Annotated in this window: 13 protein-coding genes; 6 read left to right on the top strand and 7 right to left on the bottom strand. The window is 70.0% G+C overall.

Features of this window, described 5'->3' with window-relative positions; translation table 11 throughout:
• Positions 1-155: 155 nt before the first annotated feature.
• From G398_RS16775 to G398_RS0106570, 3 genes are read left to right on the top strand one after another with little or no spacing between them, the layout of a single operon-like run.
• A complete protein-coding gene (locus tag G398_RS16775; RefSeq protein ID WP_052571604.1) occupies positions 156-1946 on the top strand; it encodes a 2-oxoacid:acceptor oxidoreductase subunit alpha in 1791 nt (596 codons plus the stop codon).
• A gap of 8 nt (positions 1947-1954) precedes the next feature.
• Positions 1955-2830, top strand: coding sequence for a 2-oxoacid:ferredoxin oxidoreductase subunit beta (locus G398_RS0106575; RefSeq protein WP_026853007.1), 876 nt, complete (start codon positions 1955-1957; stop codon positions 2828-2830).
• A 10-nt stretch (positions 2831-2840) separates the two neighbouring features.
• A complete protein-coding gene (locus G398_RS0106570; protein WP_026853006.1) occupies positions 2841-3362 on the top strand; it encodes a ferritin-like domain-containing protein in 522 nt (173 codons plus the stop codon).
• A gap of 100 nt (positions 3363-3462) precedes the next feature.
• Here the strand turns inward: G398_RS0106570 and G398_RS0106565 are convergent, their stop codons facing one another.
• From G398_RS0106565 to G398_RS0106540, 6 genes are read right to left on the bottom strand one after another with little or no spacing between them, the layout of a single operon-like run.
• Positions 3463-4128 (bottom strand): cytochrome c, encoded by a 666-nt coding sequence (locus G398_RS0106565; RefSeq protein WP_157492309.1) that lies wholly within the window; start codon positions 4126-4128, stop codon positions 3463-3465.
• A gap of 22 nt (positions 4129-4150) precedes the next feature.
• Positions 4151-5713 (bottom strand): DHA2 family efflux MFS transporter permease subunit, encoded by a 1563-nt coding sequence (locus G398_RS16770; protein WP_043484045.1) that lies wholly within the window; start codon positions 5711-5713, stop codon positions 4151-4153.
• Between the two features lie 49 nt (positions 5714-5762).
• Positions 5763-6197: a GxxExxY protein gene (locus G398_RS16765; protein ID WP_084512125.1), complete on the bottom strand. Its 435-nt coding sequence runs from the start codon at positions 6195-6197 to the stop codon at positions 5763-5765.
• The gene (locus G398_RS0106550; RefSeq protein WP_026853004.1) at positions 6194-7306 is read right to left on the bottom strand and encodes an HlyD family secretion protein; all 1113 of its coding nucleotides are present in this window, start codon (positions 7304-7306) and stop codon (positions 6194-6196) included. The genes G398_RS16765 and G398_RS0106550 overlap by 4 nt, the downstream gene beginning before the upstream one ends.
• Before the next feature lie 11 nt (positions 7307-7317).
• The gene (locus G398_RS0106545; RefSeq protein ID WP_026853003.1) at positions 7318-8706 is read right to left on the bottom strand and encodes a TolC family protein; all 1389 of its coding nucleotides are present in this window, start codon (positions 8704-8706) and stop codon (positions 7318-7320) included.
• 38 nt (positions 8707-8744) lie between these two features.
• Positions 8745-9224 carry a MarR family winged helix-turn-helix transcriptional regulator gene (locus tag G398_RS0106540; protein ID WP_026853002.1) on the bottom strand — a complete coding sequence of 160 codons (480 nt, stop codon included), beginning with the start codon at positions 9222-9224 and terminating at the stop codon, positions 8745-8747.
• A 117-nt stretch (positions 9225-9341) separates the two neighbouring features.
• Between G398_RS0106540 and G398_RS16760 the strand changes: the two genes are divergently transcribed.
• Genes G398_RS16760 through G398_RS0106525 form a run of 3 tightly spaced genes read left to right on the top strand, consistent with a single transcriptional unit; the run spans position 9342 to position 13119 of the window.
• Positions 9342-10373, top strand: a complete 1032-nt coding sequence (locus G398_RS16760) for an alpha/beta hydrolase (RefSeq protein WP_043484042.1) — start codon at positions 9342-9344, stop codon at positions 10371-10373.
• 60 nt (positions 10374-10433) lie between these two features.
• Positions 10434-11180, top strand: a complete 747-nt coding sequence (gene fabG / locus G398_RS0106530; protein ID WP_026853001.1) for a 3-oxoacyl-[acyl-carrier-protein] reductase — start codon at positions 10434-10436, stop codon at positions 11178-11180.
• A 7-nt stretch (positions 11181-11187) separates the two neighbouring features.
• Positions 11188-13119, top strand: a complete 1932-nt coding sequence (locus G398_RS0106525; RefSeq protein ID WP_026853000.1) for a PP2C family protein-serine/threonine phosphatase — start codon at positions 11188-11190, stop codon at positions 13117-13119.
• On the opposite strand, the gene G398_RS0106520 is transcribed toward G398_RS0106525, so the two are convergent.
• A partial coding sequence (locus tag G398_RS0106520) for an integrase core domain-containing protein (RefSeq protein WP_026852999.1) occupies positions 13116-13453 on the bottom strand: 338 nt, incomplete at its 5' end. The genes G398_RS0106525 and G398_RS0106520 overlap by 4 nt on opposite strands.

Below are 13453 nucleotides of genomic sequence, written 5' to 3'. Positions count from 1 at the left end.
CGCTGGCAGGGCCTTCCGGCCGGGAAGGTGTGATGAAAAGCAATGCCCCCCGGGAGTAGGGTGGAGGAGACGACACTGCGTCTCCCAGTGTGCGGTGCCGGGCAGCGTCAAAGCGGCCCGGGGCCTGCCTACATCATCCTCAGCCCGAGGTGCCCATGCGCAAGGATCTTGTCTTCGGAATGGCCGGTTCAGGAGGCGATGGCATCGTCTCTGCCGGTGACTCCCTCCTCCAGGCGGCCTCGGCCGAGGGCTATCACGGCGTGATGACCAAGAGCTTCGGGTCGCAGATCCGCGGCGGCGAGTCCTCCTGCCGCGTCCGCATCAGCACCGACCACGTCCTGAACCCCGGCGGCAACCTCGATGTGGCCGTGGCCCTGAACTGGGAGGACTTCCTCAAGTTCGGCGCCGAGCTGCCCGTGGCCGGTACCACCGTGGTAATCTACGAGGCCGCCACCGGCGTGCCCGAGAATCAGATCCCCCTGGTGGGCGTGACCCCGCTGCAGGTGATCGCGGTGCCCATCGCCGCCATGGCCAAGGAACACGCCGGCACCGAGCGCGCCAAGAACACCGTGGTGCTGGGCCTCATCGCCGGCTGGTTCGGCATCGGCGGCGAAGCGGTGATGAAGGGCATCTCCAAGAAGCTGGCCAAGAAGAGCATGGAGCTCGTCGAAGCCAACCAGAAGGCCTTCGATGCCGGAGTGACCTTCGCCAAGGAGCACCCCCTCAAGGCCGACATGACCGTCGTGCCCTCTGCCAGCAAGGGCAAGGTGAAGCTCCTGACCGACGGCAACGACATGTGCGCCGCCGCGGCGATCTTCGCCGGCTGCCAGTTCTTCGGCGGCTACCCCATCACGCCCTCCACCGAGATCATGCAGTTCTTCACGAACCACGTCTGGAAGTACGGCGGCGCGGTGCTGCAGGCCGAGGACGAGATCGCGGGCATCGGCTCCGCCGTGGGTGCCTCCTTCGCCGGCAAGAAGGCCATGACCGCCACCAGCGGCCCCGGCCTCTCGCTGAAGTCCGAGATGATGGGCCTGGCCAGCATCGCCGAGCTGCCGCTGGTGATCGTGGACGTGCAGCGTGGCGGCCCCTCCACGGGCCTGCCCACCAAGACGGAGCAGTCCGACCTCTTCGCCGCGGCCTTCTCCGCCCACGGCGACGTGATCCGGCCCGTGCTGGCACCGACCTCCGTGGCCGACACCTTCCGCACCACCGTCGAGGCCTTCAACATCGCCGAGTACTACCAGACGCCGGTGATCATCCTCTCTGACCAGGAGATCGCCTCCCGCAAGGAGACGCTGGATCCCATCGACACCAGCCAGTTCAAGATCCTCAACCGGCTCCAGCCCTCGGGCGCGGACCTGCAGGACTACAAGCGGTTCAAGCAGACCGAGAGCCACATCAGCCCCATCAGCCATCCCGGCATGCAGGGCGGCACCTACCTGGCCTCCGGCATCGAGCATGTGGAGTCCGGCGCGCCCACGAACAGCGGCTCCGTCCACCAGCGCATGAACGACAAGCGCATCAAGAAGCTGGACCCGCTGAAGGAGCGCAAGGACCTCTTCGAGATCACCGGCAACCCCGACGCGCCGCTGGCCCTGGTGGCCTGGGGCAGCGTGGCCGGCGTGTGCCGCGAGGCGCTGCAGATGGCCCAGGCCGAGGGCCTGGACGTGAAGCTCATGGTGCCCTACCTGCTCTATCCCGTGGCCGAGCAGACCTACACCGATTTCTTCGCCTCCGTGCAGAAGGGGCTCGTGGTCGAGCAGTCCCACCTGGCCCAGACCTTCAAGGTGCTGCGCATGCACCTCGACCTGCCCAAGGGCCTGCAGTCCCTGGCCCGCAGCGGCGCGAACCCCTTCCTGCCCGGCGAGATCGTCGCGGCCCTCCACCATCTGCTTTCGGAGCTGCAGCGCAGCCACGAAGGCAAACTGCAGCCCCAGGAGTGAGGTCGACCATGAGCGCTACCTGCGAATTCCAAGCGAAGGACTACAAGAGCGACCTGAAGCCCATCTGGTGCCCCGGCTGCGGCGACTATTCCGTGGTGCAGGGCATCTACCGCGCCCTGGCCGCCATCGGCCGTCCGCCCCATGAAGTGGCCTTCATCTCGGGCATCGGCTGCTCCAGCCGCATCCCCGGCTACACCACGGCCTATGGCTTCAACACCGTCCACGGCCGCGCCCTCCCCATCGCCCAGGGCATCAAGCTGGCCAACCCCGACCTGCTGGTGCTGGCGGCCGGCGGCGACGGCGACGGCTTCTCCATCGGTGGCGGCCACATCGCCCACCTGATCCGGCGCAACATCGACATCACGTACATCGTGATGGACAACCAGATATACGGCCTCACCAAGGGCCAGCTCTCGCCCACCTCCCAGAAGGGCCGCACCACCTGCACCTCGCCTTACGGGAGCCTCGAGAACCCCGTCAATCCGCTCCTCTACACGCTAGCCTACGGCGCCGGCTTCGTGGCCCAGGCCTCGCCCACGGACCTGGCGGGCATGGCCGCGATCATCGAGGAGGCCATCCGCTACCCCGGCTTCGCCTTCGTGAACGTCCAGTCCCCCTGCGTGACCTACGGCGAGGAGGCCCAGCAGATCAAGGGCCTCAAGGCCATCAGCGCCTCGCTGAAGGAGCTCGGCCACGATCCCGCGGACCGCCTGGCGGCCATGGACCTGGCCCAGCACTACGGCGAGAAGATGCACCTCGGCGTGTTCTACCGGAACCCCGAGCCGCCGCCGACCTACGACGCCCTGATCCGCGAGCGCCAGGTCCAGCTGTCCCAGGGCGCCCTCCCCAAGGAGCGCATCCTGGACCTCTTCATCAAGAAGTGAGGGAGGCCCCATGGCCGCACGGATCGATTTCGCCAGCCTGACCCTCAAGGACGCCCTTGATCTGGCCGTCCTGATCGAGGACGAGGCCAAGGAGCGCTACGAGGATTTCGCGGCGCAGATGGACCAGCACCGCACGCCGGAGGCAGCGAAGTTCTTCCGCCTCATGGCGGTGAACGAGGCCAAGCACGGCCAGGAGCTGGCCGAGCGCCGGGGCCAGCTCTTCGGCGATGCCCCCCGGACGGTCACCCGGGCCCAGATCTTCGACGTGGAGGCACCGGACTTCGACGAAGCCCGCGCCTTCATGAGCCCGCGCCAGGCCATGAAGGCGGCTCTGGCCTCCGAGGTCAAGGCCCAGGCCTTCTTCGTGGCGGCCCTCCCCGCCCTGAAGGATGCGAAGGTCCGCGCCCTCTTCGAGGAACTCCGCGACGAGGAGGTCGAGCACCAGGCCCTCGTCAAGGCCGAGCTGGCCAAGCTGCCCCCGGACAGCGGCCTCTCGGACGACGACTTCGTGGACGAGCCCGCGGCCCAGTAGGCCGTCCACCTCGAACTGGGAAAAGGCCTCACCACCAAGACACCAAGGCACCAAGAACAGCTTCGTTTTTCTTGGTGCCTTGGTGTCTTGGTGGTGATCTTTATGCTTTGTCCTCGACGGGGCCCCGCCAAAGGTCCGCCAGTACCACCACGGCCAGGGCCAGGAAGGCGGCGGACAGAAGCCCCGAAGCCGTCCAGGCCGCCCAGGCGTGGCCCGGATGGCCCTGGCGCAGCCACCACTGGCCGGCGTCGAAGAGCACGGCCACGGCGCAGGCCCCCATGAGCGCCTTGCGCCCGGGCCAGGCCGAGCGCCGCAGGTAGACCACCGCGGCCAGGAGGAACACCAGCGGGAAGGCCGCCAGGTGCAGGCCCCGGGCGCCGAGGGTGTCGAAGAGGCCCTCGGAGGTCTCCTCCAGCGCCAGGGGGCGCAGGTCCTCGAAGCCGGTGATCCGCGGGAACTGGCCGCCCTCGCCGTGGCAGCTGGCGCAGTTGTTGGCGACGATGGCCTCCACGGGGGCGAAGCCCTCCCGCGTGGCCCCGCCCTGGACCCAGGTGCGGAACACCGCCAGCTCCGCCGGGCTCGTATTGGGGGCCATGACGCCTTCGAGCACGGCCAGGAGGTGGGGCCGGGCCGCCGGGGCCTGGGCGCTCACCGCCCGCTCTCGGCGGAGGGTGAAGGCCAGGCCCCCGGCCAGGAAGGCGGCCAGGGCCAGGACCACGAAAGTGGCGAAGGCTCGTTCGGAGGTGGGCTGGTTCCGCAGGCTCATGGAGCCCATGGTACCCGCGGGCTCACTCCATGGGGACGGCGCCCGTGGCGCGTCCCCGCCGCATGAAGAAGAGCATGGGGAAGAGGCAGAAGCAGAGGATGCCCATGAACCAGAAGGTGTCGGAGAAGGCCATCATGGTGGACTGCTTCACCACGGTGCCGTAGGCCGCGCCCTGGGCCATGTGGGCGGCGTCCGCGGGGGAGAGTCCGCCGCGGAGGACGCCCAGCTGGGCGGCCCGGTCCAGGAAGCCCTGGTAGGCGGGTTCCCCGGGCGACAGGTTGCCGATGAGGTTGGCCTGGTGGACCTGGGCCCGGCGGGCCAGCATCGTGGTGGCCAGGGCGATGCCGGTGCTGCCGCCGATGTTGCGCACCAGGTTCATGAGGCCCGTGGCGTAGGCGGTCTTCTCGTGGGGAATGTGCTGGAAGGCCGAGACATTGATGGGAATGAAGAGGAAGGCGAGGCCCAGGCTCTGGACCACGCGCGACCACATGGCCGTCTGGTAGTCCACCTGCAGGTTGAAGCCCGCCATCTGGATGAGGCCCAGGCCGCAGGTGAAGAAGCCGAAGCCGATGAGCCAGCGCGTGTCCACTTTCTTCAGGAGCATGGCCACCACCGGCATCATCAGCAGGATGGCCAGGCCGCCGGGGCTCAGCACCCAGCCGCTCAGCAGGGCCGTGTAGCCCAGCAGCGTCTGGAGGAAGATGGGGAGCAGGGCCAGGCTGCCGTAGAGCACGAAGCCCAGCACGAAGAGCATGAGGATGGACACCGCGAAGGTGCGGTCCTTCATCAGGCGGAAGTCCACGATGGGCCGTTCCTTCTTCAGCTCGTAGAGGATGGCGAAGAGCAGGGCCACCACCGCGACGATGGCGAAGAAGACGATGAAGCCCGAGCTGAACCAGTCCTTGCGCTGGCCCTCGTCCAGCACGATCTCCAGCGAGGCCAGGCCCAGGGTGAGGACGCCGATGCCCAGGTAGTCGAGGCGGGCGCCCTCCTTCAGGGAGATGCGGTGGAAGGTGGGTGGATCCTGCACCAGCGCGCTGGTGAGCGTGAAGGAGAGGAAGCCCACGGGGATGTTGATGAGGAAGATCCAGTGCCAGCTGAAGTTGTCCGTGATCCAGCCGCCCAGCACCGGGCCGATGATGGGGGCCAGCACCACGCCCATGCCGTAGACCGCCATGGCCGCGCCGCGCTTCTCGTGGGGGAAGGTCTCCACCAGGATGGCCTGCGAGATGGGCTGGAGGCCGCCGCCGCCCAGGCCCTGGAGGATGCGGAAGAAGATGAGCCAGCCCAGCGACGGCGCGATGCCGCAGAGGAAGGAGGCCAAGGTGAAGAGGGTCACGCAGGTGAGGTAGAACCGCTTGCGGCCCATGAGGCTGGAGAAGTAGCCGCCCAGCGGCAGCACCACCGCGTTCGCCACCAGGTACGAGGTCAGCACCCAGGTGGTCTCCTCCACCGTCGCCGACAGGTTCCCCGCGATGTGCGGCAGGGCCACATTGGCCACGCTGGTGTCCAGGACCTCCATGAAGGTCGCGATCATCACCGTGAGGGCGATGACCCAGGGATTGATGCGGCGGTGGGAGTTCATAGAAAACGACACTCGCAGAGAAGTGAGGAGAAAGCTGGGATCGCGGAGATCAAGTTCTGGTTCTCACGATTCGTTTGATGCCGCCGTCTTTCAGGGGCCAGGACCAGAAATTGAGAAGAAGGCCCACTTCCTTGCCTGAGAACCTGAGGTAGCTGAAGACCTGGGCATGGTGAAGATCCAGCAGGTGATCCACGGTCTTCAGCTCCACGACCACGACGCCATCCACCAGGAGGTCCATGCGGTAGGCCCCTTCGATGCGGAGGTCATCGTATTGGATGTCCAGCGGCACCTGGCTGGGGACCGCGTGCCCGCCCTTCTTGAGCTCGTGGATCAGGCAGGCCTGGTATGCCGATTCGAGAAGCCCAGGCCCCGAGGCCTTCTGGACCTTGATGGCTGCGGCGATGATGGATTCGGTGACGGCAGCATGGGGAAAGTCTCCGCGACCCTCAGCCTCCTCCGCGATCCTCTGCGAGTGTGGTTTCATTTCACGAACACCGTGGCCTCGACGTTCATGCCGGGGCGGAGGATGACCTTCTGGGCGTCGGCCTCGTCGATGTGGATCTTCACGGGGATGCGCTGGACCACCTTCACGAAGTTGCCCACGGCGTTCTCGGGGGGGAGCAGGCTCATGCGCGAGCCTGTGGAGCCGGCGATGGAGTCCACGCGGGCCTTCAGCACCACGCCGTTCATGTCCACCTTGATCTCGGCCTCCTGGCCGGGCCTCACCTTCGCGAGCTGAGTCTCCTTGAAGTTCGCCGTCACCCAGGTCTGGTGCAGGGGGATGAGGGTGAGCAGGCCCTGGCCGGGCTGGATGGTCTGGCCGGCCTCCACGATGCGGCGCGTGACGACGCCATCCACAGGGGCCAGGATGCGGGTGTAGCCGAGCTGCAGCTCCAGGCCCTCCTGGGCGGCGCGGGCCTGCTCCACCTGGGCCTGGGCGGAGGCCAGGCGGGCCTCGGCCGCGCCCACGGCCACCTTGCGGATGTCCGCCTCGCGCTGGAGGGAGGCCATGCGCTGCTGGGCGGCGCGCCAGTCGCCATCGGCCACCTCGGCCTGGGTGCGGATGCCGTCGAACTGCTGGGCGGAGATCTCCTCGCGCTCCGCCAAGGGCTTCATGCGCTGGACATCGGTCTTCGCCTTGTCGAGGCTGGCCTTCTTGGAATCGAGGTTGGCCTTGGCCGTCTCCAGGTCCGAGCCCCTGGCCTGCTGGAAGGCCACGCGGGAGCGCTCCAGGTCGGCCTGGGCGCCCGCGACCTGGGCCCGGGCCTGGGCGAGCGCGGCCCTGGCCTGGTCGAGGCGGGCCTGGATGTCGCGGGGGTCCACGGCCACCAGGGGATCGCCGGCCTTCACGGCCTGGTTGTCCTCCACCAGCACCTTCTCCACGGTGCCGTAGACGCGGCAGGAGACGGGCACCAGGTGGCCGTCCACTTGGGCGTCGTCCGTGCTCACGCGGTTGCGGGAGTAGAGCCACATGCCCCCGCCGAGGAGGAGGGCGAGGGGCGTGCCGATGAGGAGGGCGCGGATGGCCTTGGAGATGCCGGCGGCGGCCGCGCCGCTGGGGGAATCCTGAACGGGGGAGGCGTCTTGGGTCATGGAAGTCTCCATCAGCGGGCGAAGGTCTGTTCGAGCTGGCCGGTGGCCCGGGCCAGGTCCACGCGGGCCTGGTTCAGGCGGTAGAGGGCGCTGATCTGGTTGTCGGTGGCCCGGGCCAGCTCATCCTGAGCGTTGATCACTTCGATGTTGTTGCTCACGCCGGCCTCGAAGCGGTGCCGGGCCTGGAGGAGGGCCTCATCTGACAGGGTGGCGGCCAGGTTCGAGACCTCCACCTCGTGGGCGGCGGCGTCCAGCTCGGCCTGCGCCACCTGCACCTCGTAGCCCACCTGGGCGCGCACATCGCGGCGGGCCTCCTGGACCCGGCTCTCCTCGGAGCGGGCGCGGGAGATCTGCGAGGACACGAGGCCGCCGGTGAAGAGCGGGATCCGGAGGCCCACCGAGACCTGGTAGGTGTGGGCCCAGGATTCGGACTGGAGGCCGGTGGACCCCAGGGTCCCGGAGGCGACCAGGGTGGGCAGGCGCAGGCCCTGGGCCGCCTGGCGCAGGTTCGCCGCAGCCCGCTCCCGGGCGTCGAGGGCCGCCAGCTCCGGGCGCTGGGCCAGGCCCGCGCGGTAGGCCTCGTCGAAGCCTCCGCCGGGCAGGACTGGAGCCGTGAGGGTGTCGGCCAGCTCGATGCGGGTGCCGGGGGCGAGATCCAGCAGGCGGCCCAGGCCGGCCAGGGCGGTGGTGCGCTGGGTCTGGGCCTGGATGAGGCGCTGGCGCTCGGTCTGCAGCTGCACCTGGGAGCGGAGGGTGTCGAGCTTGGTGCTGACGCCCTGCTTCTGCTGGTTCTCCGCCAGCTTCGCCAGGGCCTCGGCCAGCTCCACCCGGGATTCGCCGGCCTTCACGGCCGCGGCGGCGCGGAGGGCCCGCAGGTACTGGCCCACCACCAGGGCGGCCACCTCCTCGCGCACGGCGCGGCCCTGGGCGCGGGCGGCGTCCTCCGCATGGCGGGAAGCCCGCCACTTCTTCCAGAGGCTGAGGTCGAAGAGGGAGACCTGGGCCTCCACGCCCGCCTGGCCCCAGTTGAAGGGGCCCACCAGCTCGGGGCCGCCTGGCTGCGGCAGGCCCATCAGGGCGTCGAGGTTGTACTTGTTGCGCTGGCCGAAGGCCTGGGCCGCCACCTGGGGCATGAGGGCGGCCGCGGCGGCCCTGCGGTCGTCGCCGCTCTCGGCGATGGTCAGCAGGGACTGCTGCACTCGGGGGTTCTGGTCGAGGGCGGTCTTCAGCGCCTGGACCAGGGTGAGCCGAACGGTGTGGGCCGGCTGGTGCGCCGGAGCGGGGGCCGGCTGGACCGCCTGGGCTGGAGCAGGGGCAGGGGATGTCTGGGCCCCGGCCGCGCCTGCACCCGCCAGGGCGAGGGCGAGCGCCCCGAGGGCCCGCGAGCTGGTGCAGGACATGAGAGCCTCCATGGATCTTGAGTGCGGTGTCGGGCGGGTCATGCGGGCAGCCCGCTGTTGGCCCGGATGCGGTTCAGGAAGCCCTTGAGCTGGTCCAGCTCGGTCCGCGAGAAGCCCTTGAGGTGCGCGTTCAGCACCTTGACGGCCACCGGGGGCAGGTGGGGCAGCAGCTCCTGGCCCGCCTCCGTCAGCTCCAGGCGGGTGATCCGGCGATCCCTGCTGCTGGGGACCCGGCGGATCAGGCCCTTCTCCTCCAGGCGGTCCAGCATGCGGGTCATGGAGCCGGTGTCGCAGTGGCCGAAGCGGCAGAGCTCCGCCGCGGTGGTGGCGCAGCCCCGGGCGATGCGCATGAGGATCACCCACTGGGCCCCGGTGATGCCCATGCCCTGGGTGGCCAGCTCCTCATCGAAGCCCGCCAGGATGCTCCGGGAGACGTCCGCGATCAGGCGGCCCAGGCTGTCTTCCGGGTTGTAGTTCTCGGGGGTGTAGAGCGGCTCCGCCGCCGGCTCGTGGTCCATGGTGGATTCCTGGTTTGGTGCCTAAGCAATAACTGCCAGAGCAGTGATTCTGGGAACGAGCTGCCGCCCTGTCAACATCTACCTGGGTGGGGGATGCCCACGCCGCCCGGAGAGATCATGAACCCAGTCTGGCCTTGCCTTTCCGCCGCGGCCCTCGGGGCCCTCGCCCAGCCGGTGCCGGTCCAGGCTCCCGCGCCGGCCACCGCGCCGGCCGTCCAGGCGGCCGCGACCGACCGAGCCATCGCCTTCCCGGGCTTCAACGCCTTCCCCCTGAAGGGCAGCGTCCGGGCCGGCGGAGCGCACCCGTACTTCGCGGTCATGGTGGCGGGATCGGGCCCCACGGACCGGGAGTGGTCCAATCCCCTGATCCCCGTGCCCAGCCACGGCGGACGGGACCTGGCGGCCTGGCTGCAGGGCCGGGGCATCGGCTCCCTGCGCTACGACAAGCGGTTCATCGGGTCGAAGGACCCCAAGCTCGACATCTCCCTGGACGCCCAGGTGGGCGATATCAAGGCGGCGATGCGCACCGCCCGCGCCCTGCCCGAGGCGAAGGGGAAGAAGCTGCTGCTGGTGGGCCACAGCGAGGGCGCCCTGCTGTCCCTCCTGGCCGCCGGGGAGGCCGATGCCGCCCTCCTGCTGGCCATGCCCGGACTCAGCATGGGGCGCGTGATCCTCGCCCAGGTGAAGGCTCAGCTCGACGCGGCCGGGGCCCCGGCGGAGGTGGCCCAGGCCAACCTCGCCTACCTGGAGGCGGCCGAGGCCTCCATCCGCCACGACAAGCCCCTGCCGGAGGCCGGCGCCCAAGTGGCCCCGGGCGTCGTCAAGCTGGCCCGGGCCCTGGCCCAGCCAGAGAGCCGGGGCTTCGTCCGCGCCACCCTGGATCTGGATCCCTGGGCCCTGGCCCAGCGCCTGCCGGTGCCCTGCGCGGTGGCGTGGGGGGACCGCGACGTGCAGACCTGGCAGCCGGAGGCCGTGCCGCCGGGGTTCAATGGCACCGTCATCCAGGTGCCCGAGGCGAACCACCTCTTCAAGCGCGAGACACGGCCCCGCACCGGCCTGGACGGGGCCTCCGCCCTCGCGGCCTACGGCGACGACACCCCCCTGGCGGACCTGGCGCCGCTGGCCCGGTGGCTGGAGGCCCTGAAATAGCCGGACGGGGCCGCGCCCGGGGCCCTTGCTAGACTGGTCCCTCATCCGTTCGGAGGTCCCATGTTCAGCCTTCAGGGCAAGGTCGCCCTCGTCACCGGCGCCAGCCAGGGCATCGGCGAAGCCATCGCCAAGCGGCTCGCCGCCCAGGGCGCCACGGTGGTTTGCGCGGCCCGCACGCTGAGGAAGCTCCAGGAGGTGGCGGACGCCATCACGGAGGCCGGCGGGAAGTCGGACGTGGTGGTGGCGGACCTCTCGGACACCGCGTCCGTGAAGGCCGCCGTGGCGACCACCGTGGAGCGCCACGGCGCCATCCACATCCTGGTGAACAACGCCGGCATCACCCGCGACAAGCTCCTCATCCAGATGAAGGAGGAGGACTGGGACGCGGTGATCGACACCAACCTCAAGGGCGCCTGGGCGGCCATCCAGGCCGCCACCAAGCCCATGATGAAGCAGCGTTGGGGCCGCATCATCAACATCGCCTCCGTGGTGGGCCAGATGGGCAACCCGGGCCAGGCGAACTACGTGGCGGCCAAGGCGGGCCTCATCGGCCTCACCAAGTCCGTGGCGCGGGAGCTGGCCAGCCGCAATGTCACCGCGAACGCCGTGACGCCGGGCTACATCGAGACGGCCATGACCGCCGGCCTGCCCGACGACGTGAAGACCGAGTTCACCAAGCAGATCCCCCTGGGCCGCATGGGCACGCCCGACGACATCTCCTCCGCCGTGGCCTTCCTCGCCAGCGAGGAGGCCGGTTACATCACGGGCCAGGTGCTCAGTGTCAACGGCGGCATGCTGATGGCCTGAGCGCGCCATGCTCCGTCGCCTGGGAGACCTGATCCGCCGCGGCTGGGCCGCCTTCCGGCTTCGCCGCCACTGGCCCTGGGTGCTGCTGGCCTTCGGCCTGCCCCTGGCCCTGAGGCCCGTGGACTCCGGCTGCGCGGCCTTCCTGGCCTGGGTCGGCGGGCTGGTCCTCCTCGGCCGCGCCCTGCGCTGGGTCTGGGACCGGCTCCTGTTCCGGGTCTCTCGGCGGCTGTGGGTGATCCTCGCCCTGATGTCCGTGCTCCCAGTGGCGGCCCTGGCCCTGATGCTCCTGTCCCTGAGCTGGCTGGGGCTCGGCGCCCAGGTGAGCCGCTCCACCCAGCAGACGCTGGCGGCCTGGGAGGAGGCCCTGAGGACCGCCAACGGGGAACCCACGGATGCGGCGGCCCTCCAGGCCCTGCGCACCTACCACGGGGCCTGGGTCGACCACGTCCGCGAGCTGCCCGGGGGGGTGGACGGCGCCTTCCTGGGCATGGTCTGGGCGGACAGCCGGGATGCGGGCGCCGGGGCCGGGCGGAAGGACACCTACCTGCGGGCCGTGCGCAAGGAGGCCGGCGGCTACCGCCTCCTGTCGCTGAACCTGGGCGTGCTGGGCGACCGGGCCCAGGCGCTGGCGGGAGGCCAGGTGGTGTTCCAGCTCACCCCCCGGAAGGAGGGCCACAAGGGGGAGGAGACGCTCACGATCAAGGCCGGCGGCCGGCGGACGGACAAGGAGGCACCCGTCCTCGTGGGCCAGCGGGAGACCCTCGCCAGCTGGGCCAGGGGCCAGGCGCTCCAGGGATCCGGCCTGTTCGCGCCCTTCCACTTGCCGCCCCTGGCCTTCCCCATCCTCGACTGGTCCACGGGGCGGCCCATGGTGCTGACCGCCACGCCGGAGACCAACCTGTACGCCCTCTTCGCCGGGTTCCGCTCCGGCGAGCGGCAGGCGCTGTCCGAGGGCACCGTGAAGGCCATCGTGATGGTCTCCCTGGCGCTGGTGGGCCTGCTCATGGCCCAGGCCGTGGCGGCGGTCCTGGGGCTGGTTCTGGCCTGGTCCCTGGGCCGCGCCGTGAACGGCCTGCACGAGGGGGTGGCGCGCCTCAGCCACGGGGACTTCTCCGCCCGCATCCGGCCCCGGGGCCGCGACCAGGTGGCCCAGCTCTCCTCCGCCTTCAACGAGATGGCCGGGCGCCTCCAGGCCGCCGCCGCCGAGCGGGAGGAACGCCTGCGCATGGAGGAGGAGCTGCGCGTGGCCCGCGAGGTCCAGATGCGCCTGCTGCCGGACCTGGAGGCCCTGCGGATGCCTTCGGTGCGGGCCACCATCCTGCCGGCCCGCGAGGTGGCCGGAGACTACTACGACCTGTTCCCCCTGGCGGACGGGAGCCTGGCCTTCCTCATCCTGGACGTCAGCGGCAAGGGCACCAGCGCGGCCTTCTACGCCGCGGAGACCAAAGGGGTGCTGTCCGCCCTGGACAAGCAGGCCCTCGATCCCGTCGAGGTGGCCGACCGCCTCAACGCGATCTGGTGCCAGGGCCACGACCGCCACCTCTTCCTCACCCTGGCCTACGGCACCTTCCACCCGCGCACGGGCCGCTACCGGTTCGTGCGGGCGGGCCATCCTTCCGCCTTCTTGCGCCGCGCGGACGGGCGGGTGTCGCGCCTCCATCCGCGCGGGCTGGGCGTGGGCCTCAGCGCCACCCAGTTCAGGGCGGCGCTGGAGGCCAGCGAAGGGGTGCTGGAACCGGGTGATGGCCTGGTGTTCTACACGGACGGCCTGTCCGAGGCCCAGGCGCCCGACGGCGCGTTCTACGGGGAGGCGCGCCTGGAAGCGCTGCTGGCGGGCCCCTCCGAGGACCTGCAGGCCTCCATCCTCGGGGATGTGATGGCCTTCACCCAGGGGCGCCCGCTGGCGGACGACCTGACGCTGCTCATCCTGAAGCGCTAGCTGTCGCGGCCAAGGACGTTGTTCAGCTTTTGAGCGGGGGCGAGACCGCCGAGGGCTGAGTGGGACCTGTGGTGATTGTAGTGGTGGAGCCAGGCTTTGAGGGCTTGGCTCCGCTGTTCTGAGGATTGGTAGGCCAGGCGGTAGGCCCACTCGCGAAGGGCTGTCTGGATGAACCGTTCGGCCTTGCCGTTGGTCTGAGGGCGGTAAGGCCGGGTGAAGCTGTGCCGGATGTCTTGGGCCTCGCAGACAGCTTGGACCAGCTTCGAGTGGTAGCACATGCCGTTGTCGGTGAGGATGCGCTGAACCCGGACGCCCTGGCTGGCGTAATGGGAAA

Origin of the sequence: Geothrix fermentans DSM 14018 (assembly GCF_000428885.1) — a bacterium.
Classification (GTDB): domain Bacteria; phylum Acidobacteriota; class Holophagae; order Holophagales; family Holophagaceae; genus Geothrix; species Geothrix fermentans.
This window is presented reverse-complemented; position numbering and strand designations above follow the sequence as displayed.

Excerpts from the sequence above, each read along its gene's own strand:
- G398_RS16775 (WP_052571604.1), top strand. The coding sequence starts at position 156 with ATGCGCAAGGATCTTGTCTTCGGAATGGCCGGTTCAGGAGGCGATGGC.
- G398_RS0106575 (WP_026853007.1), top strand. The coding sequence starts at position 1,955 with ATGAGCGCTACCTGCGAATTCCAAGCGAAGGACTACAAGAGCGACCTG.
- G398_RS0106570 (WP_026853006.1), top strand. The coding sequence starts at position 2,841 with ATGGCCGCACGGATCGATTTCGCCAGCCTGACCCTCAAGGACGCCCTT.
- G398_RS0106565 (WP_157492309.1), bottom strand. The coding sequence starts at position 4,128 with ATGAGCCTGCGGAACCAGCCCACCTCCGAACGAGCCTTCGCCACTTTC.
- G398_RS16770 (WP_043484045.1), bottom strand. The coding sequence starts at position 5,713 with ATGAACTCCCACCGCCGCATCAATCCCTGGGTCATCGCCCTCACGGTG.
- G398_RS16765 (WP_084512125.1), bottom strand. The coding sequence starts at position 6,197 with ATGAAACCACACTCGCAGAGGATCGCGGAGGAGGCTGAGGGTCGCGGA.
- G398_RS0106550 (WP_026853004.1), bottom strand. The coding sequence starts at position 7,306 with ATGACCCAAGACGCCTCCCCCGTTCAGGATTCCCCCAGCGGCGCGGCC.
- G398_RS0106545 (WP_026853003.1), bottom strand. The coding sequence starts at position 8,706 with ATGTCCTGCACCAGCTCGCGGGCCCTCGGGGCGCTCGCCCTCGCCCTG.
- G398_RS0106540 (WP_026853002.1), bottom strand. The coding sequence starts at position 9,224 with ATGGACCACGAGCCGGCGGCGGAGCCGCTCTACACCCCCGAGAACTAC.
- G398_RS16760 (WP_043484042.1), top strand. The coding sequence starts at position 9,342 with ATGAACCCAGTCTGGCCTTGCCTTTCCGCCGCGGCCCTCGGGGCCCTC.
- fabG (WP_026853001.1), top strand. The coding sequence starts at position 10,434 with ATGTTCAGCCTTCAGGGCAAGGTCGCCCTCGTCACCGGCGCCAGCCAG.
- G398_RS0106525 (WP_026853000.1), top strand. The coding sequence starts at position 11,188 with ATGCTCCGTCGCCTGGGAGACCTGATCCGCCGCGGCTGGGCCGCCTTC.